At 65.8% G+C, this 20,107-nt stretch carries 21 protein-coding genes; 10 read left to right on the forward strand and 11 right to left on the reverse strand.

The window, feature by feature from the left end:
- Positions 1–58: 58 nt before the first annotated feature.
- Together HZS54_RS15680 and HZS54_RS15685 are read right to left on the reverse strand one after the other, a co-directional pair.
- Positions 59–766 carry a helix-turn-helix domain-containing protein gene (locus HZS54_RS15680; protein WP_179918034.1) on the reverse strand — a complete coding sequence of 236 codons (708 nt, stop codon included), beginning with the start codon at positions 764–766 and terminating at the stop codon, positions 59–61.
- 70 nt (positions 767–836) lie between these two features.
- Complete coding sequence (locus HZS54_RS15685) at positions 837–1,670, reverse strand: molybdopterin synthase (RefSeq protein ID WP_179918035.1); 834 nt, start codon at positions 1,668–1,670, stop codon at positions 837–839.
- A 159-nt stretch (positions 1,671–1,829) separates the two neighbouring features.
- On the opposite strand from HZS54_RS15685, the gene mobA reads away from it, so the two are divergent.
- Together mobA and HZS54_RS15695 are read left to right on the forward strand one after the other, a co-directional pair.
- Positions 1,830–2,492: a molybdenum cofactor guanylyltransferase gene (gene mobA / locus HZS54_RS15690; RefSeq protein ID WP_179918036.1), complete on the forward strand. Its 663-nt coding sequence runs from the start codon at positions 1,830–1,832 to the stop codon at positions 2,490–2,492.
- Positions 2,493–2,570: 78 nt separating this feature from the next.
- The gene (locus HZS54_RS15695) at positions 2,571–3,125 is read left to right on the forward strand and encodes a metal-dependent hydrolase (RefSeq protein WP_179918037.1); all 555 of its coding nucleotides are present in this window, start codon (positions 2,571–2,573) and stop codon (positions 3,123–3,125) included.
- A 28-nt stretch (positions 3,126–3,153) separates the two neighbouring features.
- Here the strand turns inward: HZS54_RS15695 and HZS54_RS15700 are convergent, their stop codons facing one another.
- The 3 genes from HZS54_RS15700 to HZS54_RS15710 are packed head-to-tail and all read right to left on the reverse strand — an operon-like array spanning position 3,154 to position 7,015.
- Positions 3,154–4,146, reverse strand: coding sequence for an ABC transporter permease (locus HZS54_RS15700; protein WP_179918038.1), 993 nt, complete (start codon positions 4,144–4,146; stop codon positions 3,154–3,156).
- Positions 4,146–5,246 (reverse strand): ABC transporter permease, encoded by a 1,101-nt coding sequence (locus HZS54_RS15705; protein WP_179918039.1) that lies wholly within the window; start codon positions 5,244–5,246, stop codon positions 4,146–4,148. The genes HZS54_RS15700 and HZS54_RS15705 overlap by 1 nt, the downstream gene beginning before the upstream one ends.
- On the reverse strand, positions 5,243–7,015 hold the full coding sequence (locus tag HZS54_RS15710) for an ABC transporter ATP-binding protein (protein ID WP_179918040.1): 1,773 nt from the start codon (positions 7,013–7,015) through the stop codon (positions 5,243–5,245). Before HZS54_RS15710 ends, HZS54_RS15705 begins: the two co-directional genes overlap by 4 nt.
- A 243-nt stretch (positions 7,016–7,258) precedes the next feature.
- Here HZS54_RS15710 and HZS54_RS15715 point away from each other — a divergent pair, with 243 nt between their 5' ends.
- Both HZS54_RS15715 and hpt read left to right on the forward strand, forming a co-directional pair.
- A complete protein-coding gene (locus tag HZS54_RS15715) occupies positions 7,259–8,359 on the forward strand; it encodes a BMP family ABC transporter substrate-binding protein (RefSeq protein WP_179918041.1) in 1,101 nt (366 codons plus the stop codon).
- Between the two features lie 111 nt (positions 8,360–8,470).
- Positions 8,471–9,016: a hypoxanthine/guanine phosphoribosyltransferase gene (gene hpt / locus HZS54_RS15720; protein WP_179918042.1), complete on the forward strand. Its 546-nt coding sequence runs from the start codon at positions 8,471–8,473 to the stop codon at positions 9,014–9,016.
- Here the strand turns inward: hpt and HZS54_RS15725 are convergent.
- Positions 9,003–10,379: a hypothetical protein gene (locus HZS54_RS15725; protein ID WP_179918043.1), complete on the reverse strand. Its 1,377-nt coding sequence runs from the start codon at positions 10,377–10,379 to the stop codon at positions 9,003–9,005. The genes hpt and HZS54_RS15725 overlap by 14 nt on opposite strands.
- Positions 10,380–10,472: 93 nt before the next feature.
- Positions 10,473–11,450, reverse strand: coding sequence for a D-2-hydroxyacid dehydrogenase (locus HZS54_RS15730; RefSeq protein ID WP_179918044.1), 978 nt, complete (start codon positions 11,448–11,450; stop codon positions 10,473–10,475).
- Between the two features lie 131 nt (positions 11,451–11,581).
- Between HZS54_RS15730 and HZS54_RS15735 the strand changes: the two genes are divergently transcribed.
- Entirely contained in the window at positions 11,582–12,664 is a 1,083-nt protein-coding gene (locus tag HZS54_RS15735) for an iron-containing alcohol dehydrogenase (RefSeq protein WP_179918045.1), read from the forward strand.
- Between the two features lie 20 nt (positions 12,665–12,684).
- On the opposite strand, the gene HZS54_RS15740 is transcribed toward HZS54_RS15735, so the two are convergent.
- Positions 12,685–13,341: a TMEM175 family protein gene (locus HZS54_RS15740; RefSeq protein ID WP_179918046.1), complete on the reverse strand. Its 657-nt coding sequence runs from the start codon at positions 13,339–13,341 to the stop codon at positions 12,685–12,687.
- A gap of 106 nt (positions 13,342–13,447) precedes the next feature.
- On the opposite strand from HZS54_RS15740, the gene HZS54_RS26790 reads away from it, so the two are divergent.
- The 4 genes from HZS54_RS26790 (at position 13,448) to HZS54_RS15755 (ending at position 15,929) form a co-directional block, all read left to right on the forward strand.
- Positions 13,448–13,816, forward strand: coding sequence for a PD-(D/E)XK family putative nuclease (locus HZS54_RS26790; protein WP_484496835.1), 369 nt, complete (start codon positions 13,448–13,450; stop codon positions 13,814–13,816).
- Between the two features lie 76 nt (positions 13,817–13,892).
- Complete coding sequence (locus HZS54_RS15745) at positions 13,893–14,381, forward strand: type II toxin-antitoxin system death-on-curing family toxin (RefSeq protein ID WP_179918047.1); 489 nt, start codon at positions 13,893–13,895, stop codon at positions 14,379–14,381.
- 25 nt (positions 14,382–14,406) lie between these two features.
- On the forward strand, positions 14,407–14,547 hold the full coding sequence (locus HZS54_RS15750; RefSeq protein ID WP_179918048.1) for a hypothetical protein: 141 nt from the start codon (positions 14,407–14,409) through the stop codon (positions 14,545–14,547).
- A 371-nt stretch (positions 14,548–14,918) separates the two neighbouring features.
- Positions 14,919–15,929: a tyrosine-type recombinase/integrase gene (locus HZS54_RS15755; RefSeq protein WP_179918049.1), complete on the forward strand. Its 1,011-nt coding sequence runs from the start codon at positions 14,919–14,921 to the stop codon at positions 15,927–15,929.
- A gap of 48 nt (positions 15,930–15,977) precedes the next feature.
- Here HZS54_RS15755 and HZS54_RS15760 read toward each other — a convergent pair whose 3' ends face one another.
- The 3 genes from HZS54_RS15760 to HZS54_RS15770 form a co-directional block, all read right to left on the reverse strand.
- Complete coding sequence (locus tag HZS54_RS15760) at positions 15,978–16,814, reverse strand: helix-turn-helix transcriptional regulator (protein ID WP_179918050.1); 837 nt, start codon at positions 16,812–16,814, stop codon at positions 15,978–15,980.
- On the reverse strand, positions 16,811–17,719 hold the full coding sequence (locus HZS54_RS15765) for a helix-turn-helix domain-containing protein (protein WP_179918051.1): 909 nt from the start codon (positions 17,717–17,719) through the stop codon (positions 16,811–16,813). Before HZS54_RS15765 ends, HZS54_RS15760 begins: the two co-directional genes overlap by 4 nt.
- A 180-nt stretch (positions 17,720–17,899) precedes the next feature.
- Positions 17,900–18,664 (reverse strand): Rossmann-fold NAD(P)-binding domain-containing protein, encoded by a 765-nt coding sequence (locus HZS54_RS15770; RefSeq protein WP_179918052.1) that lies wholly within the window; start codon positions 18,662–18,664, stop codon positions 17,900–17,902.
- 129 nt (positions 18,665–18,793) lie between these two features.
- Between HZS54_RS15770 and HZS54_RS26590 the strand changes: the two genes are divergently transcribed.
- A complete protein-coding gene (locus HZS54_RS26590; RefSeq protein WP_179918053.1) occupies positions 18,794–20,086 on the forward strand; it encodes an Nmad3 family putative nucleotide modification protein in 1,293 nt (430 codons plus the stop codon).
- The last annotated feature ends 21 nt before the right edge of the window (positions 20,087–20,107 follow it).

Consider the following 20,107-nt stretch of genomic DNA (forward strand, 5'->3'; position numbering starts at 1 on the left):
GTCCGTCTCGGTGGGCCCGACCCCGGCCTCCGCGCCGGTCAGCGACTCCCGCCGGTCGTCACTCGTCGCCCGATCCGGACAGTAACGCCGAGAAGAGGCGCCGTTCGGCGGCGTGGACGTGTTCGGAGAACGTCGCCGAGGTGATGCCGAGCCCCTCGGCGACCTCCTCACCGGTGGCCTCCCGGGGCCACTCGTAGTACCCCGCGTCGAAGGCCGCTTCGAGGACCTCGCGCTGTCTGTCGGTGAGGTAGACGCGGAGCGCCTCCTCGAAGGCCACGTTCGAGAAGATGGGCGTCACGGAGTCGACCCGGCGCTTCGACGCGAGTTCCGCTTCGGGCGTGTCGTCGAGGAACGAGTCGATGACCGTCGACGCCTCGTACGGCGGCGGGATCTCGGCGGTGATCCGCCCGACGCCGTCCGCGCTCCGGACCTGCCGCGGCAGCGCGCCGTGTTCGGCCAGCGACATGGCGGGGCAGTCGCCGGCGACGGCGAACTCGACGAGGCCCCCGCCGTCCCACTCCCGCAGGACGGTCGCGTCGAGCGTCTCGTACTCCTCGGCCCGCTCGGCGACCCGCTCGACCTCGGTGCCGGTCACGTTGAAAAACTCCGCGTACTCCCCGTCCTGTCGCGGTACCATCTCCGCGAGGTCGAACGTACACGCCTCCGCTTCGGAGGCCCCGACGAACGGATACTTGGCGTCTCGAACCTCGAACTCCACTTCGGAGACCGTCCCGCCGGAGTTCGTCGTCGAGCGAGCGCGTTCCATTCCGTAACTGTACTCCCCTCACCGACAAAGATTCCATACCTAAATAGCTAGGATCACCGGGCGACCGCCGCTACTCCGACCGCTCGTGCGACCAGAACGCGTCGTCGACGGTGACCTCCTTCTTGAACAGCGGCACCTCGTCTTTCAGCCGGTCGATACCGTCCTCGACCGTCTCGAAGGCCTCCCGGCGGTGGCCCGCGAGGACGACCACGAAGACGATGTCCTCGCCGGCCTCCACGACGCCGGTGCGGTGGTGCAGCCGCACCTCCTGCACCCCGTCGCGGGCCTCCAGTTCCGCGCGGATGGTCGCCATCCGCTCCTCGGCGACGCCGTCGTACTTCTCGAACTCCAGATGTTCGGTCGGCTCGTCCTCGGGCCCCTCCTGCGTGCGCACGCGACCGGTGAACGTCGCGACGGCGCCGGCGTAGCGGGCGTCGGGCGAGCGCTTCGCCTCGGCGACGAGCGAGGTCAGCGACTCGTACGGTTCGAGGTCCTCGACCGCCGCGAGGAGCGAGTCGAGGTCGACGGCGTCGGCCTCGGCGGCCGTCGCCACGGGCTCGCCGGCGTGGTCGCGACCGCCCAGCGCGACCGTCGGGAGCGGGCGGTCGCTGTAGCCCTCGACGAGGCAGTAGTCGAAGTCGGCGGCGAGGTCGTCGAGCGTCGAGCGGAGCGAGCGGTCGGCGCCGGTGGCGAACCAGCCGGCGTCGTCGGTGATCCCGTAGGTCGCCGTTGCGCCGGCGGCGCGGTGGCGCGCGGTGTCTTTCCCCTCGGTGTCGACGGTCGGCTCGGTTTTGAGATGCTTGACCGTCGCGACGCGTCCGCGGTCGGCGAGGCGCGCCGCGAGGCGCTCGACCAGCGTCGTCTTGCCCGAGTCCGACGGCCCGACGATCCCCAGGACCTGCATACCCGAACTCGGCGGCCCGGCGGCTTGTAAATTCCGCGTCACCGGTTCGGGGAGCGGCCGGTGGCCGCTTCGCCCGCGACGGCCGAGCGCCGGTGCGGTCGCGGCCGCCGGACGACGACGATGGACAGCCACAAATCCGAGGCGGTCCCAGGGAGAGGCATGAGCGACCCGGACCGGCCGCGCGTCCGCGGTGTCGTCCTCGCCGGCGGTCGGAGCACCCGCTTCGGCGACGCGGACAAGGCCGTCGCGACCTTGGCAGGGCGGCCGCTCGTCGCCCGAGCGGTCGACGCCGTGGCCGAAGCGACCGGGGAACCGCCGCTCCTCTCGGTCGCGACGGACGCGCAGGCCGACCGGTTGGCGGACGCGCTCGGCGACCGCGCCGTCGAGCCGGTCCGGGACGACCCCTCGCTGTCGGGGCCGCTCGCGGGACTGTCCGCCGCCGCCGGGGCGACCGACGCACCGTGGCTGTTCGTCTGCGCCTGCGACATGCCGCTGGTCTCGCCCGCGAGCGTCCGGGCGCTCCGGGCGCGGCTGGCGGCTGTCGACACCGACGAGGTGACGGGCGACCGCGGGGGCGTGGACGCCGTCGTGCCGGTCGTCGACGGCTACGACCAGCCGCTCCACACCCTCTATCGCCGGTCTGCGGTCGTCAACGCGCTCGCGGACCGCTCCCGGGGGGACGCGCTGATGGCGCTGCTCGACGAACTGGTCGTCGAGCGGGTCGCGGCCGACGCGGTCGACGCGCCGCTGGCCGAAGCGACGACGAACGTCAACACGCGCGCGGAGCTGGCGGCGCTTCGGGGCCGAAGCCCGCGCGAGTAGCTGCCCCGTTCGAGGCCCGCGGCCAGTTGCGCCTGCAGGCCGCCGGGCTATCCCGTTCGGCGCCCAAGCGCGGCCGCTATGGTCGACGTAATGGGACACCTGGCGATGGCACTGCTGTGGGCGCTCCCGGCGTGGTTCGTCTGGCACGACCGCGTCAGCGCCGTGTTCGTCGCCATCGCCGTGTTCGTCGCACCGATACCGGACGGGGACAAGTACCTCGCGATGGCGTTCCCGGACTCGTTCCACCATCACGGGCTCACGCACACGATAGTCTTCGCCGTCGCGGCGGCGCTGGTCATCGGCGCCCTCGCCGCCTGGCTGCTCACCGACCGCGTCGACGAGTGGGTCGACGGCGACCGGTTCGACGCCTCGAGCATGTTCGTGTTCGCCACCGGCGCCGTCCTCGTCAGCTGGCTGAGCCACATCTTCGCCGACATGCTGTCGGCGCCGGACATCTCGACGCCCATCGAACCGCTGTGGCCCTTTATCGACGGCTCGTGGGGCCTCGACCTGATCTGGTACAACAACCCGCTGTGGAACGTCGGCTTCCTGGCCGTCATGCTCGTCGCCCACGGCGTGCTGGCCTACAGCGCGTTCAAGGTCGACCACCCCTACCGGATCCAGCAGGCCTGAGACCGCCGGTGGGCGGTGGCCCGGACGCTCAGTCCGTCTCGCGGCTGTACGGTTTCAGCAGCGCGCTCGGCGCGCCGAGCCGCGAGTCGTCGAAGCGGACGACCGTCACGACTAGCACGACGATGGTGGCGAGATAGGGGTACGTCGACATGATCGTCGGATGCATCAACAGCTCCAGCAGGGGGTTGACGACGCCCGCCAGCGGCGCGCCGGCGTCGAGCGCCAGGTCGATGCCCTGCGACCGCAGCTGGAGCGCGTCGAGCAGGCCGAACAGGTACGCGCCGACCAGCGCCCGCTCGGGGCGCCACTGCGCGAAGATGACCAGCGCGACCGCGATCCAGCCGCGCCCGGCGACCATCCCGGTCGCCCACAGCTGCGAGAACGCCAGCGAGAGGTGCGCGCCCGCCGCGCCGGCGAACGCGCCCCCGAGCAGGACGCAGAGGTAGCGCATCTTGAACACGTCGACGCCCATGGTGTCGGCGGTCTCGGGGTCCTCCCCGACCGAGATGACTTCGAGGCCGAGGTTGGTCCGGAAGAGGAACCACCACACCGTCGGAACCAGCGCGAGCGCGATGAAGTCCGGCGCGGTCGAGCGGAACAGCGCCTCGCCGACGAGGGGGATCTCGACGAGGTACTGGCCGACGAGCGGGAGCGTCATCTGGGGGAATCCGTCGATCGACTCGTTGACCCAGTCGGTGCCGAAGTAGGTGGTCAGGCCGGTCCCCAGCAGCGTCAGCATGACGCCGCTGATGACCTGGCTGGACTTGAGCGTGATACAGAGGAACGCGTGTATCAGCGCGAGCGCCGCGCCCATCGCCATCCCGGCGGCGAACCCGAGCCAGTAGCTGCCGGTGACGACCGTCGTGGCGAAGCCGCCGAGCGCGCCGACGAGCATCATCCCCTCGACGCCGAGGTTGAGCACGCCCCCGCGCTCGCTGATGATCTCGCCCAGGGCGGCGAAGATGAAGACGGTCGACGCCCGGACGGCGGCGTCGAGCAGCCCCGCGGCGAACCCGACCATCAGGCCGCACCTCCGGGCTCGCCGTCGGCCGGCGTCGGCTCGCGCTCGACCCGCAGGTCGACGCTGTAGCGTTTGAAGAACTCCGCGGTGATCAGACAGAGGATGACCAGCGCCTGGATCACGTCGACGAGCGCCGCCGGGACGCCGTAGGACACCTCCAGGCGCGACCCGCCGACGAACAGCACGGCGAAGAAGACCGCCGCCAGCAGGACGCGGACGGCGCCGTTCCGGCCGAGCAGGGCGATCGGGATCGCCGTGAACCCGTAGTCCGGCGAGAACGCCGGCCGGAGCCGCCCCTGGACGCCGGAGATCTCGCTGAAGCCGCCGATCCCGGCGAACGCGCCGCCGACGAGGAAGACGAACAGGTAGACGCGGGCGGTGCTCATCCCGGCCTGGGCGGCCGCCAGCGGGTTCGACCCGACGAAGGTCACCTCGAAGCCCATCCGCGTCCGGGCGACGAGGACCGCGGTCGCCGCGACCGCCAGCAGGCCGACCAGGAAGCCCGCGTGGACCTCCAGAACGGGGATCGTCGGGTACTTCGCCGCGTCGAGCAGCTCCGCGCTCCCCGGGATGTTGCCCAGGCCGCCCTGCATCGGCCCACGGACGAGGTAGCTGGCGATCTGGACGGCGACGAACGTCAGCAGCAGCGTCGTGATGATCTCGTTGACCTCCCACTTCGCCCGCAAGTAGGCGGGGATCCCCGCCCAGAGGCCGCCGGCGACCCCCGCCCCCAGAATGGCGAGGGGGATCAGCGCGACCATCGGCAGGGAGACGTTGACGCCGATCCACGTGCCGACGATCGCGCCCATGTACAGCTGTCCCTCCGCGCCGACGTTCCACAGGCCCGCGCGCAGCGGGAGGTAGACGGCGAGGCCGGCCAGCACGAGCGGGACGGTCCGCGTCGCGGTCTGGCGCAGTCCGAAGGGGTTGGTCAGCGTCTCGACGAACATCGTCCCGTAGGCGGCCACCGGGTTCACCGACAGCGCGACCAGCGCGACCGCCGACAGCGCGAGCGCGCCGACCACGGTGAACACGGGCGTCCCGTAGACCAGCCACGCCGGCACGTCCTCGCGGGCCTCCAGTTCGACCGAGAGGTTCACCGCCGATCACCGCCGGAACCCCCGCTCGCGTCGCCATCTGCGCCGACGCCCCCGCCGTCCGTCATCGCGCGGTCGGCGGCGTCGGCGTCCGCGTCGGCCTCCGACGCCGGCCCACTGCCGTCGGCGTCGACCCCGCCGGTCATCCGCATGCCGACGCGCTCGCGGTCGGCCGCCTCGGGCGTCGTCTCGTGGACGATCTCGCCCTCGTAGATGACCAGCAGGCGATCGGAGAGGTCGAACAGCTCGTCCAAGTCCTCGGAGATGAGGACGGTCCCGGTGCCCTCGGCACGCTGGTCCAGGATCGCCTCGCGGAGGAACTCGATGGCGCCCACGTCGACGCCCCGAGTGGGCTGGTGGGCGACGAGGAGATCCGGGTCCCGGACGAGTTCGCGGCCGAGGATGAGCTTCTGGAGGTTCCCCCCCGAGAGATCGCCGGCGGGCACTTCGCGCACGTCGTGGACGCCGCGCACGTCGAACTCGTCGACGATCTCCTCGGCGTAGCGGGCCAGTTCGTCGTAGTCGAGGAACGGGCCGTCGTCGAAGCGGTCGTCGCGCAGTTCCTTCAGCGCCGCGTTGTGCATCACCGACAGCTCCTCGGCGCAGCCGTACTCGTGGCGGTCCTCGGGGACGAACGAGACGCCGCCGTCGACGAACGCCCGCGCCGGCTCGCCCGTCAGGTCGCGCCCGCCGACCGCGATGGTCCCGGCGGTCGGGTCGCGGACGCCCGCGAGCGCCTCGGCCAGTTCGCGCTGGCCGTTACCGCTCACGCCGGCGATGCCGACGATCTCGCCCGCTCGAACGGAGAGGTCGATGCCGGACAGCGCCTCGATGCCGCGGTCGTCCTCGGCGCGCAGCCCGTTCGCGTCGAGCACGGGATCGCCGGGTTCGACGCGCTCCTTGTCCAGCGAGAACAGCACCTCGCGGCCGACCATCATCCGCGCGAGTTCGGCCTGGTCGACCGATCCCGTCTCGACGGTGCCGACGGTCTCGCCCTCGCGAAGGACCGTCACCCGGTCGGTGATCGCCGTCGCCTCCCCGAGTTTGTGCGTGATGAAGATGATCGAGATGCCGCTGTCGGCCAGCGTCCGCAGCGTCTCGAACAGCCGCTCGGCCTCGTTGGGCGTGAGCACCGCCGTCGGCTCGTCGAGGATCAGGAGATCCACGTCGCGGTACAGCGCCTTGAGGATCTCGACGCGCTGGCGCTCGCCCACGTCGAGTTCGGCGACCGGTGCGCGCACGTCCACGTCGAAGCCGTAGTCGTCGGCCAGCGCCTCGATCTCCGCGGCGGAGGCGTCGAGGCCGATAGTGAACCGCTCGGCGAGGGCGCGGGCGACTCGATTCGTTCGGACGGCGTCGGGGAGCCAGCCGTCCGAATCGCCTTCGGCGTCGGTTCCTCCCGCGTCTGCGCCGCCGGTTCCGCCCCGATCGCGGAACGGGCCGGCGGGTTCGCGCTCGCCGAGGACGACGTTCTCGGCGACGGAGAGTCGCGGGATGAGCTTGAAGTGCTGGTGGACCATGCCGATGCCCCGATCGATCGCGTCCTGGGGCGAGTCCAGATCGAGGGGTTCGCCGCCGAGGTGGACGCTCCCGGCGTCGGCGTCGTAGAGGCCGTAGAGCACTTTCATGAGGGTACTCTTGCCGGCGCCGTTCTCGCCGAGGAGGCCGTGGATCTCGCCGCGGCGGACGGAGAAGTCGACGTCGTCGTTGGCGACGACGCCCGGGAACTCTTTTCGGACGCCCGACATCCGGAGGAACGGGTCCTCGTCCATTACGATACCGGACGGCTTCGAACGTCCTTGAAGATACCGTTCCGCGACGGCCGCCGTGGGAGTGGTTCGCGGGGTAGCGGCTCCCAGGCGGCCGACCCTAGAGGGTCTCGATAGTCCTAATAGAGCTACGCAGTCCGCTATAGGCAACCTTATCAATTCCCACGGGTGCCTATCGGACGAGGAGCGGTCGGCCGGGCCCGGTCGACGGGTCGCGGGCCGGCGGCGACAGTCACGGGACACAACATGGCGACAGACATCACACGACGACGGGCGATCAAGGCACTGGGACTCGCGGGCGCGACCGGACTGGCTGGCTGTTCGTCGGGCGGCGACGGGACGGCCACGAGCGGCGACGGTGGGGGCGGCACGGACGGTAGCGACACCGTCCGCGCCGCGTTCGTCTACAACTCCGAGGTCGGCGACCAGGGCTGGTCGTGGGCCCACGACCAGGGCCGCCAGGCCGTCGCCGAGGAGTACGACTGGCTGGAGACGGCCCACACCGAGGCCGTCGCGCCGGCCGACTCGCGGACCGTCTTCGAGCAGTACGTCCAGGAGGACTACGACATCGTCTTCGGCAACACGTTCGGCTACATGGACACGATGGTGTCGGTCGCCGAGGAGAGCCCCGACACCCTCTTCGAGCACTGCTCGGGCTACCAGACCAGCGAGAACCTCGGCCGGTACTTCGGCCGGATGTACCAGGCGCGCTATCTCGCCGGCATCGCCGCCGGCATGCTGACCGAGGCGAACTCGCTGGGCTACGTCGCGGCGCTGCCCATCGCGGAGGTCGTCCGCGGCATCAACGCCTTCACGCTCGGGGCGCGGTCGGTCAACCCCGAGGCGACGACGAAGGTGCGCTGGACGAACACGTGGTACGACCCGCCCACCGAGCAGGAGGCGGCCAACGCGCTCATCGACCAGGGCGTCGACGTGATGGCCCAGCACCAGGACTCCGCCGCGGCCGTCCAGGCCGCCGCCGACGCGGACATCTGGGCGACCGGCTACGACGCGCCGATGCTCGAACAGGGCGGCGACAACTACGTCACCTCCCCGATCTGGAACTGGGAGGAGTTCTACGGTCCCACCCTCGAAGCCGTCCACGACGGCTCGTGGGAGTCGGACTTCTACTTCGAGGGGCTCGAAAGCGACATCATCGGCCTCTCGGAGTGGGGACCGGAGGTGCCCGACGACGTGAAATCGAGCGTCGACGAGACCCACTCGGCCATCGAGAGCGGCGACGCGGACGTGTGGGCCGACAGCAAGTTCGCCGACGCCGACGACGAGACGCTGTTCCAGGACATGAGCAGCTACGTCGAGGGCGTCGAGGGTTCGGTTCCGGAGTAACGCGGGTCGCCCCGTCCGGGCGGCTCCGCCACGCCGACTTCGGGGCCCGACCGCCGGCCGCCGTGGCCGGCGAATGAGGAGCTTTTTCCCGTCGCTCGGATACCGGCAGGCATGGAACGGCTCCGCGAGTCCCTGCACGAGGCACCTATCATCGACAAGGGCGGCTACGAGTACCTCGTCCACCCCATCAGCAACGGCGTGCCGATGCTCGACCCCGCACTGCTGCGCGAGGTCGTCGTCGGTATCGTCCGCAACGCCGACCTCGACGTGGACAAGATCGTCGCCCCCGAGGCGATGGGCATCCACGTCGCCACCGCCCTGTCGCTGCAGACCGACGTTCCGCTCGTCGTCATCCGCAAGCGCGAGTACGGCCTGCCCGAGGAGGTCTCCCTGGAGAAATCGACGGGCTACTCCTCCTCGGAGATGTACATCAACGACATCGAGGACGGAGACCGAGTCCTGATCGTCGACGACCTGCTGTCGACCGGCGGGACGCTCGCCGCGATCACCGAGGCGCTCGACGACATCGGCGCCGACGTGGCCGACATCGTCGTCGTGCTCAACAAGGTCGGCGAGAGCGCCCTCGACGACACCGACTACGAGGCGACCAGCCTGCTCGACATCACCGTCGAGGACGGCGAGGTCACCGTCCACTGAGCCGCGGCCCGGCGCTTTCTTCGAGCGGTCGGAGCCTGTGACCGCAGGCGCAGTTGCCGATGCAGTAGGTGGTGTCGGCCTCGCCCGCGTCGAGGCCGACCGCGGCCATCGCGGCGAGCAGACTCGCCGACCCGTCGGGTTCGGGGCGGACGCGGGCCGCCGTCGCGCCGTAGGGGGCCGACCCCACCGAGATTCGCTCGACCAGTTCTCGCGAGTCGGCGTCGATCACTGCCACCTCGTCGCTCGTCTGGACCGGGACGTACAACTTCTCGCGAGCGGGGTCCCAGGTGCCCGCGAACGCCGACCCGCCGAGTTCGATGCGGCCGGACACCTCCTGGGCCTCGATGTCGATCACGGACACGTCGTCCGTCCCCGGCGTGAAGACGTAGCCGTAGCGCGAGTCGGGGCCGACCTCGCTGGTGAGCGCGCCCTCCCCGAGCCCGTCGGCGTCCGGGGTCAGCTGCGCCAGGAGTTCCGGGCTCGCGGGATCGCTCGTGTCCCAGAGACTCTCGGTCCCCGTCCGATGCTCGACTATCAGGCGGTCGCCGCTCGGCGCGACCGTCCCCATCCACGGCGCCGAGGCGGCGTCGCCGCTGCTTCCGCCGTCGCCACCCGTCGCGGGCACGTCGACCTGCCGCTCGATCTCGAACGGGTCCAGCCGGAGGACGGTCAACGTGTCGCCGAAGAGATCGGGGACGTAGGCGAACTCCCCGTCGGGGTGGACCGTCACGTCGCAGGGCCCCGGTCCCTCGCGGTCGCCGCGGCCACCCTCGTCCGTCCGGTCGAGTTCGGCGGTCGCCTCGCCGAACGTCTCCGACCCGCGGTCGGCGTCGACCAGGAGGTTCGCGTGGGCGGGCTCGCGGGCACTGACGACCACGCTCGCCCCGTCGGGGGTCAGCTCCTGCCAGTTCGACCCCGACCCCGTCTCGACGCGTGCGACCTCCGAGAGCGACCCCGCCGCGACCGCGCGGACGCCGCGGCCGACGTTGAGCCACAGCGGGTCCTCGGGAGCGGTGGTCAGGTCGGGCGCGTACTGGTTCGACGGGAACGACGAGGACAGGCCGACGTGCTGGGTGTCGACCACCTCGTCGCGGGCGGGGTCGACCAGGCTCACCGTCGCGTCGCCCGTGTTGAAGACGACGACCGTGTCGCCGCCGGTGGCGTCGCCGTCCGCGGTGGCGGTGGCCGTCCCGCCGTCGGACCTGTCGCCCGAACAGCCGGCGGTGAGCGCGGCGCCAGCGGTCGCCGAGCCCGCGAGCAACCCCCGGCGGGAGACGTTCGCTCGGCCGTCACCGGCGCCATCCGCTGCCCCACCGCGCCCCTCGCGGTTCGGATACAGCCGCGCCTCGTCGCCGTCGGTCATACCCGTGCCTGGGACCGTCCGGGAAAATAGCTGCTGGTGGCGTGCGCGGGTCGCGCGAACGCGAACGGCGCGGCCGCGGGGCCGACCGCCCCGTCACTCCCCGGGCGTGACGACCTGGTTCCGGAGGCCGTCTGCCCGTCCGTCCTCGATCCGCTCGACGTTCTCCACGAGGATGTCGGCGAGTCGATCCCAGTAGTTCGGCGTCGAGCCGGCGTTGTGCGGCGTGATCCGGACGTTGTCGAACTCCCAGAGCGGGTGGTCAGCGGGCAGCGGCTCCGGGTCGGTCACGTCCAGCGCCGCGCCCCCGAGCTTGTTTCCGCGGACCGCGTCGACCAGCGCCTCGGTGTCGACGATCGGCCCCCGACCGACGTTGACGAGGACGGCCTCGGGCGGCATCGCCGACAGCTCGCCGTCGCCGACGAGCCCGCGCGTCTCGTCGGTCAGCGGCGCCGCGACGACGACGTACTCCGAGCGCGACAGCGCCCCCTGGAACGCCTCCCGGTCGGTGAACCCGACGACCTCGTCGGTCGGGCCGCCCTTCTCCGGGCTGTAGCGGGCGCCGATCGTCTCGACGCCGAACCCGTCCAGTCGCTCGACGACGGCCTCGCCGATGGCGCCCATGCCGACGACCGTCACCGTCGAGCCCTGAAACTCGCCGCCGCGGAAGTGCTGCCAGGTGTGCTCCCGCTCGCGGCGCCACCCCTCGTCGAGCCGCCGGGCGAAGCCCAGCAGCCACCCGATCACCTGTTCGGCGATGTTCGGGCCGTGGACGCCCGAGGCGTTGGTGACGGCGACGCCGCGCTCGCGGAAGGCGTCGAGCGGCAGGTGACCCACCCCGGCGGAGCCGCCGGCGAACAGTTCGAGGTCGTCGGCGCGCGCGAGCAGCTCCTCGTCCATGTGCATCCCGGTGACGATCCGGGCCGTGCCGATCGTCTCCCGGGTCTCCCCCTCCGTCCGCGGGAGTTTGACATGGTAACTCGGGAGCCGCGACCGGAGCTCCGCGGCGTACTCGCTCGCCGGGACCCCGTGTGCGGGCTGGTTCAACACGACGATCCGGTCCGATTCGGTCATGGTTGCGTGTCGGCCGTGACCCCGATAAGCGTTCGCGCGACCGAGGAACTCGCCGGCTCGTCGCGCCCGATCCGTCCCGGGTGCGACGGCCCGACCGAACCCTTTAGCCCCTCCCCGCCCCACCGCCGGCCATGCACCGACGCTTCGTCTCCCCCCGCGCCTACGTCCAGGGCGCCGGCGCCCTCGACGACGCGGGCGCCGAGTTCGACCGCCTCGACGCCGAACGCGCGTTCGTCCTCGGCGGCGACACCGCGCTCGCGACCGCCGGCGACGCCGTCTCGGCCGGGCTCGCCGACGCCGGGATCGACGTGGTCCACACCGCCCCGGGCGTCGACCGCTGTACCGACCCCGCCCTCGACGGCCACGTCGACGCCGCCGCGGCCGCCGGCGCGGACCTGGTCGTCGGCGTCGGCGGCGGCGTCGCGATGGACGTGGCCACCGCCGTCGCCGACCGAATCGACGCGACCATGGCGGTCGTCCCGACCATCGCCAGCACCGACGCGCCCACGAGCACCGTCGCCGTCGTCTACGACGACGCCGGGAACTTCCGCGAAGTCCGCTACCGCGACCGTAACCCCGAACTCGTCCTCGTCGACACCGCCGTCGTCGCCGCGGCGCCCGCCCGCTTCCTCGCCTACGGCATGGGCGACGCCATCGCTACGCGGTTCGAGGCCGAGGCCGTCGCCGCCACCGGTAGCCCGACCGACGCCGACGGCGAGTCGAGTTTCGCCGCCCGGGCGCTCGCCGAGGAGGCCTACCGCCGCGTCCGCGAGCACGGCCCCGACGCGCTGGCCGCCGTCCGCCGCGACGCCGTGACCCCGGCCGTCGAGCGCGTCGTCGAGGCCAACACCCTCCTCTCCGGGCTGGGCTTCGAGAGCGGCGGCACCGCCGGCGCCCACGCCGTCCAGATCGGGCTCACCAACGCCGGCGTCCGCGAACCCCACGGCCTGCTCGTCGGCTTCGGCACCGTCGCCGAACTCCTCGCCCGCGACGCCGAACCCGGGACCGTCGCGGACGTGCTCGACCTCCTGTTCGAGATCGGCCTCGACGTGACGCTGGCCGAGCTGGGCGTCGGCGAGGGTGACCTGACGGCCGTCGGCGAGGTCGCCTGCGAGCACGGGATGGATCTGGAGCCCGTCGACGCCACGCCCCGGCGGGTGGCCGACGCCGTCAGGACGGCTGACGAGCTGATCCACGAGCGCCGCGCGGACTGACGCCGGGGCGACCCGAGCGGTCACGGACCCGGTTCCCCGGCCGCGTCGGACTCCGCCTCGATACCCTCGACCAGTCGCGAGTTCAGGGCGGCGTTGATCGGGACGAGCAGCGCCCAGGTGAGTATTCCCAGCCTCGCGTCCAGTGCGGCAACGCCGATCGAGAGCGCGAACACCAGCGGCGAGACCAGGAACCGCGCGGCCTGGATCCTGACGGCCCGAGAGGCGAGCCCCGCTTCGAGCAGGCGCTTCCGCGACGCGTACACCCAGAGCAGCGCGAGACTGAGCCCCGTGAGCGCGAGCACCCCCGCGACGAACGAGACACCGAATCGGTCGGGATGGGCGCTGAACACGCTCGTGCCGTACGGGACGAACGCCACGAAGAACAGGAAGAACAGGTTCAGCCAGAGCACTCCTCGGTCGTGTTCCTCGATGTGAACGAACACGCGCCTGTGGAGCGTCCAGTACAGCCCGATCACGGGAAAACTGAGCGCGTACCCGACGAACTCGTCCCACTGGTCGAACACGAGCGTCTCGACGGTCGCCGACGACGCGCCCGGTGGCACTTCGGGCACGGAGAAGTCGAGCACCAGCAGCGTGATCGCGATCGCGACGACGCCGTCCGAGAGCGCGAGCAGTCGGTCCGTCTCCTCGGTTTCACCCCGGAACGTGAGTGCCATGCGATCGGCTACTCGACCGGGGTACGAGAGCGTACACCCGGCACATTCGGATCGCCGGCGTGACTGCGATCTGGTCGTCGGGGGTTGTCCTATCGTGTGAACGACTGTGGGGCCCTGTGAGCGGGCGGTCGACGACCGCTACGGTCTCGATGTCGGCCGTGCTTCGTGGTGGGGCGCTCAAAGGCCCAGCGGCGACCCGATCGAACTCGAATCACCACGGCGAACCACGCGGACGACCAGTCTGGAAATGTCCTCCCTAAGGAAGCTATCACGGGCGGCACAGAGAGGCAACGGCTGGTACGTATTCGTGGTTTCTCGACCCCGGGGGCGCGGTGTTGCAGAATATCGGCGCCGCTACCGGACGAACGGCATTGTATCCGAGTCGGGCGGCGAAGGAATGGGCGCTGCGGGGTCCGGTTCGACTGTCGGACGAATCGACCTTTCAGGCGTGAAGCAACCGAAATCGGAGGGATGAAACGTGGCCTCTGGCACAACTCTCTATCCTACCCATGACAAAGATTACGCCGGTTCGGAATTGATGCTTAGGACGAATGGCAGACTCGTTGTGGTATCCATCGGTTGAGGATGTCCTCGCTATCCACGACGACATCGTCTCTGAGTATCCCGATACCGACTCCGGTGTGGCGAACCGAGGGGACATCGAATTCGCGCTGGACTATATCGAAGAGGGGAGCTTCGGTGCGGTACCGGAGACGCTCCACGAGAAGGCGTTTCACCTCCTCCGACTCCTCGTTGCGAATCACCCTTTTGTCGACGCGAACAAGCGCACCTCGCTCAACACGGCGGTCGTGTTCTATTTTCTCAATGGCTACCGGTTCGAGTACGACGACGAAATCAGGTCTATTTTGAAGCAATTCGGTACCGACGAGGCGACCGTCGATGAGGAAAGAACTATCGAGTATCTCCGCTCCCACACGGAAGAACTGGACCTGATAGGCGAGATCGAGGACTGGCGCGAGGACCTCGTTCGGTACGGACTAGAACAGTTGACCGACGATCTGTCGGACCCGAACGATTAACCGCGTTCGAGACATCTACTCAGACATGGCCACTGAAGAAGGGACAGAATCCGCTTCTCCGCTCGACGAAGTGATGGAGGACATCCGTCGGGAATTAGTTCGGCGTGTCGCGGCGGCCGATCGAGAGTCGAACCGAGACATCTACGACGCGCTCGAAAACGAGTAACTCGTACTCTTCGACCTGCATCTTCGTCGTCTCTTGTCGCTCCCGCCTCGACTGCCCTATTAACTCGACAGCCGCCACGAGAAGTTCGATCAACGATTGATTTTCTCTGTAGTGACTCGTTTGAGCGGACGCGAGCCTCACCGATGCACCACCCGTCGTTCGACTATCGAACGAAAGCACGATACCCGGTCGTTCGACTGATAATCCACTCACTGTCTTGCGATTATCTCGACGAAAATCCATGGGCGCTGCAGGCGCTTGGTATTGGGTGTGACAACTCTTAATTTCGGCCGTTTGAGTGGCTGTAGTGGCTGTTCTGTGATGAATAGTAACCGGGGCTCATGGGTTCGCTTACTCGGAGAAATCAAACGATGAGTCTCGAACCAATCGAACCGGAAAGAGCGCTCGAACTGTATCTCAAAGATAAGGAAGCGGAACTTGCGGACGCCTCGCTCAAGGGCCACGACTACCGACTTCGGCACTTCGTCCGCTGGTGCCACGAGCAAGGCATCGAGAATCTCAACACGCTCACCGGCCGGCAACTCCACGAGTACCGGCTCTGGCGGCGTGAGGACGGAGACTTGAACAAGGTCAGCGAGAAGACGCAGATGGATTCCCTGCGATCGTTCGTCCGCTGGCTCGAAGCCGTGGACGGCGTCGAACAGGACCTCAGCGAGAAGGTGTTGTCGCCGACGATCACGGCGGACGAGAACTCGCGGGACGTGATGCTCGATAGCGAGCAAGCGGAATCGGTCCTCTCGCACTTGGAGAAGTACGAGTATGCTGGTCCACAGCACGTTGCGCTCACGTTGATGTGGCACACGATGATGCGGGTTGGCGGCGTTCATGCGATGGACGTCGACGACTACGACGCTGACGAGCAGTACGTGAAAGTTCGGCACCGACCGGACGCGGAGACGCCGATCAAGAACAAGGGCGACGGTGAGCGACTCGTCGCGCTCTCAGACGATATCTGCGAGCTCCTCGACGACTGGCTGGAAAACAAGCGACCCGACGTCACTGACGACCACGGCAGAGAACCGTTGCTGGCCTCACGTGAAGGGCGGCTACAGAAGACGACGCTGCGAATGTACGTGTACCGATGGACGCGGCCATGCGCTCACGGAGAGGAGTGCCCGCACGACCGCGACCCGGACGACTGCGAGGCGACCGTTCGTGACGCCGCTTCGAAATGCCCGTCAAGCGTCAGCCCGCACGCTATCCGTCGAGGAAGTATCACGCACAGCTTGAACAGCGATATGCCGGACAGGGTGGTCAGTGATCGGGCGAACGTGAGTCCGAAAGTCATCGAACAGCACTACGACCGGCGTACCGAGCAAGAACGAATGGAACAACGGAGGGATTACTTAGACAATCTGTAATCAGAGTCCCCGGAGCAATCATCGAACTGTCTGAAGAAATCGTTTTCTTCATTCTTTGAACGCATCGAGCTTGCCTGTATCAACAAATCCTGAATCTGTCTGTTCAACGTAGCCATACGCTTCGAGTTGTTCTAACTGCTCTACGACATGACTCTGTTCGAGACCGCGCTCTTCGGCAATTGCTTCGACCGACATCGGTTCCTCCTCACTCAATACGAGTCTGACTTCCAGCTCGTCCATATACTGCGCGTAATACTCATCGATCACGTCTTCGAACGGCGTTTGTATCTCGTATTGCTCGTACAGCTCATCAAGCGACTCACGGATATGCGTCGTGAACCGTTTCCCACTTAGCAACTCGATCTGCTCTGCGACTTCGCTCCTGACCGCGTCGAAGTCCAGGTTCGTCTGTACCAGCGTATTCATGTCATCGATGTCGTCAGGACGCTTGGCAACTGTTTTGAACAGGAAGATGTCCTCCAACGCGGTTAGTTCAACAGTGAGCTCGCTTGATTCAAGATATTCCTCGCTTCGCTGTTGCATCCCGTCGCTGAAGATAAGCTTGTTAGCGACCTGTCGGTTGAAGACGTCTATTCGACATCCATCGGTGTTTTCGACGCATAGCCTGGCTCCTAACTGTTGATACGTCTCGCCGAGTTCAGACACCTTTTCGTAACCTCGTTCATCCAGCGCAGCGAGCAATCGATCGAATTCGGCCTCGGTCGTAACCACTAGATCGATGTCTTTGGTCGTGTCTTTCAGTCCTCGAAACGACATCGCCCCGCCACCGATGAGGAAGGCCGTCACGTCGGAGTTGAGCACGGCTCCGAGTTCCTGCAGTTCGGCCTCGATATACGTCGCGTCGAACTGTGGTCGGGGCGTCATACGGATATGTCGTAATCAGCGGCCGTCGATTTGAACGTGTCCCATTCCGGGAGCATCTCCCTGGACACTGCGCCCTTGGATTCGAGGTACGAACAGAGGTCCTGGACAATGCCAGTGAGGTCGATATCGGCTTCTCGATCGTATCGTTCGGCTGTCCGTGTGAGCTTGTCTGCGTTGAGGTCGCAGTTAGCAATCAGTAACAGGCAGTATGACCGGTACCGAGCGCCGTCGTTGATGAGCAGCAGATGACACAGGAGATCTTCAGGAGCGAGTCCGTTTCGTCCCCCGGAGCGGAAATAGTACTGCTCTTCACGCGTTAACAGCGGGATTCCGTATTCCTCAAGCGCCTCTGGACCAGTCTGGTGGAACAGCGGTGCTGTCACCTCTGTCCGGCAGCTGAATAGATACTCGTCGACATCACTCCAGATAAGTCGGACGCCAGCAGCGTGGTCATTTGCCTCCTGTCGATGTAGATGGCGTACCAGCGACCGCGAAAACGCAGCCAGCTCTTCAAACTGATTCGTCAGCGCGAATTGGGTGTCCCGTTTGGTGACGATACCAACGTTCTGTAGTTGTTTGAGCCGGCGGTATACGGTTGCTCGACTTGCATCGGTCCAGTCCGTAAGTTCCGCTGCAGTTCGTTCAGCGTCCAAATAATACAGCAACTGGATTGTCAGCCCAGACAGAATATCGGGAAAATCAACGTGTGAAAATTCGCGCGTGAGATCGGCAAACCGCTCGGCCGGCTCAGCGTTCGACAGTGAGACCTGGTACCGACCGTTTTGCTGGTTTCTGACCACTAGTTCGCTGTCCGCGAGCTTCGAGACAACACGAGAGGTATGCCCTTGATCCCAATCGAGCTCATCAGCTAACTCTCGCTGTATCAAGTCCTTGCCTGCGTACATGCTCAGATATGAGAGCACGGTGAGATCTGATTCTGAGAGCAATCTATCTCAGAATACGCAAGACATTTATAAATATCTTGCGCGATTTGAGACAACACGCTCGTAGGCCTCGCGTTAGGACTTCCCACCCCATCGATAGTTGCAGGACGAACCGTAGAACACATTAGGCTCACAACCAATTCAGGGCGCGTATTGCTGCCGGATCTTGTCCGGGGTCGGTTCTCTACGAGAACACATCAGACACCATCGAAGCGGTAGGGCACCAAACCCTTCAGCCGGCACTACTGGTGGTCGTTCATCGCCAGAATTGAATCGTGTATCCTGCAACTGTTCTAAGTGAGGGCAATCAACGTGCGTATGGACGACTGGTGCATCAGCTAATGATCCGGACTCGACAGGCGCGTGAACACCCGGTACGGATGTTGGCCCACGTTCGCGGTCGTGGTCATCCTTCTGTTCGTTTCGAATATCCTCCAGATAGCTATCCGGCCAATATTCTGCGATCCGCTCGCCACTGTCGGTATCGTTCACCTCGATCCACAGATTGTCCGCTGGCCATATCCTGAGTCGATAGGTCTTGTCTTTCGACCACTGGTCGTCCCGATAGTCTCGATCATCAGTCAATGCCGGAATCGTCTCTCCCGTCTCTACAAAGAGATCAGCGCCACGCCCATGATATGTCTTCACACTCCCCTTGAGATTCACGATCCGGTATTCTTCATCGCCAAAGTGCTCTTCCAGAACCTCAAAGACTGCCTCCGCATCAATAGCATCGTATTGAGTATCGAGACCCCTTCGAAACCGTTCTTCGCGGCTGTACGTCCGCAGGTATGCGCCATCACCCAAGCCTGTCTTCGAGGCCAGACTCAACTGATACCCGTCCTCATGCGGTTGAATCTGAATTAAGTACTCGCCGTCGTAGATATTGGCAATGAATCCAGACACGGGGTCCTCAGATACCTCGACTTCCGGTGTTCTAGGCTGTTTCGACGGCATGTATCACTCGATGTGTTTCGGCGACAACAAAACAATTTACCCCCATCATTTATACTTGTAGTCTCTGAAACCAGTGGCGTGAAGTCTGTCGCTATCAATATCGGCGCGAATAGTGGTCATACCGGCGGACGGGGACCGATTTACGAAGACGGGACCTTCCGGTACGTCCCTATTCCAGAGGATAACGAGACGGTCATGGAACCAACGTATCGTGACCTTGAACTTGGGTCCATACGACCGAAAAGTGCAGAGAATACAGTAGTCCATTTCGACCCGGAGTTTCCCGAAGTTGGATTCGGCGAACGCTACACCTACGGAGACCGGCATTCACCAAAGACAGACCGACTATCGGAGCTTGAAGAAGGAGATATTCTGTTCTTCTACGCGACGTTAGACTATGTCGGAGAAGACAGTCCAGAGCATGACTGGATAAACGAAGATTGGGGTGCATACGTTATTGGGCACTTCACGCTAGAATACGACCCCCTCTCAGAGGACGATTACCACTCCCTACCGGAAGAAATTAAGAAAAAATTCTCCACGAACGCTCATGTTCGGCGAGAGGTGTTCGATGCTGAATCCCTTGTTTTAGGGAACCCGGACGGCTCACGGTTATACAAAACCCCGATTCCATTGAGCGCTGACTCCGGGACTGAAGCAAACCAATTCGTTACAGAACATTCGGAAGACTCCGGGAATGGCCCTTGGTATCGGCGACCTCTGAAGTTCGATACGGAGGGAACAAGGGCGCTCTTGCGGGCTCAACAGGACTACCACGATGAGCGGATAGCTGAGGCAGACGTCGAATCTGAAACCGAGTTTGACCGTGCCGAACTTGAAGGAAAAGGGCAGTTACAGTGGTTTTTCCATTCACCACACTCGGAGTATCCTGTCCGAGATATCGTGAATAGGGGGAAAACTGAACCGTATATCGAGAAGGAGGCTGAAAATTTCTGTAGCGAATGCTATCAGAATTCGATTAAAACGTTCGCAGAAAGCGACTCTCGAAGATACTTATTCCTCTTCACACGGTGCCAAAATGAGACTCTATACGAATCTGGTGAGCGCCGGATTATCGGATATATAGACAAAAAGCGTATGCTTGACATGGGTGACCGGGTAGCTATACAGGGTGATACCACGCTAGTTAGTTTCGAGAACAGTATAGACCTGGTCGGAATCGTAGACTCTCCGAACTATGTCCGTAACGCAATCTTGGACGAGAAAACAGCTCAGCGACTTGTGGACTACTTCGACGAGCAGGAAAATATCCTCAACGACTGCCTAGATGAGGTGGAGCGGTTGAAGCGAAAGCGGCGAGAGCATGAGCACAACGAAGTTCCCCTGCCAGACTCTTCGAGTGGTTGCTGAATAAAGAGGCTGAACCTCTTC

The organism is Halosimplex pelagicum (assembly GCF_013415905.1).
Lineage (GTDB): Archaea > Halobacteriota > Halobacteria > Halobacteriales > Haloarculaceae > Halosimplex > Halosimplex pelagicum.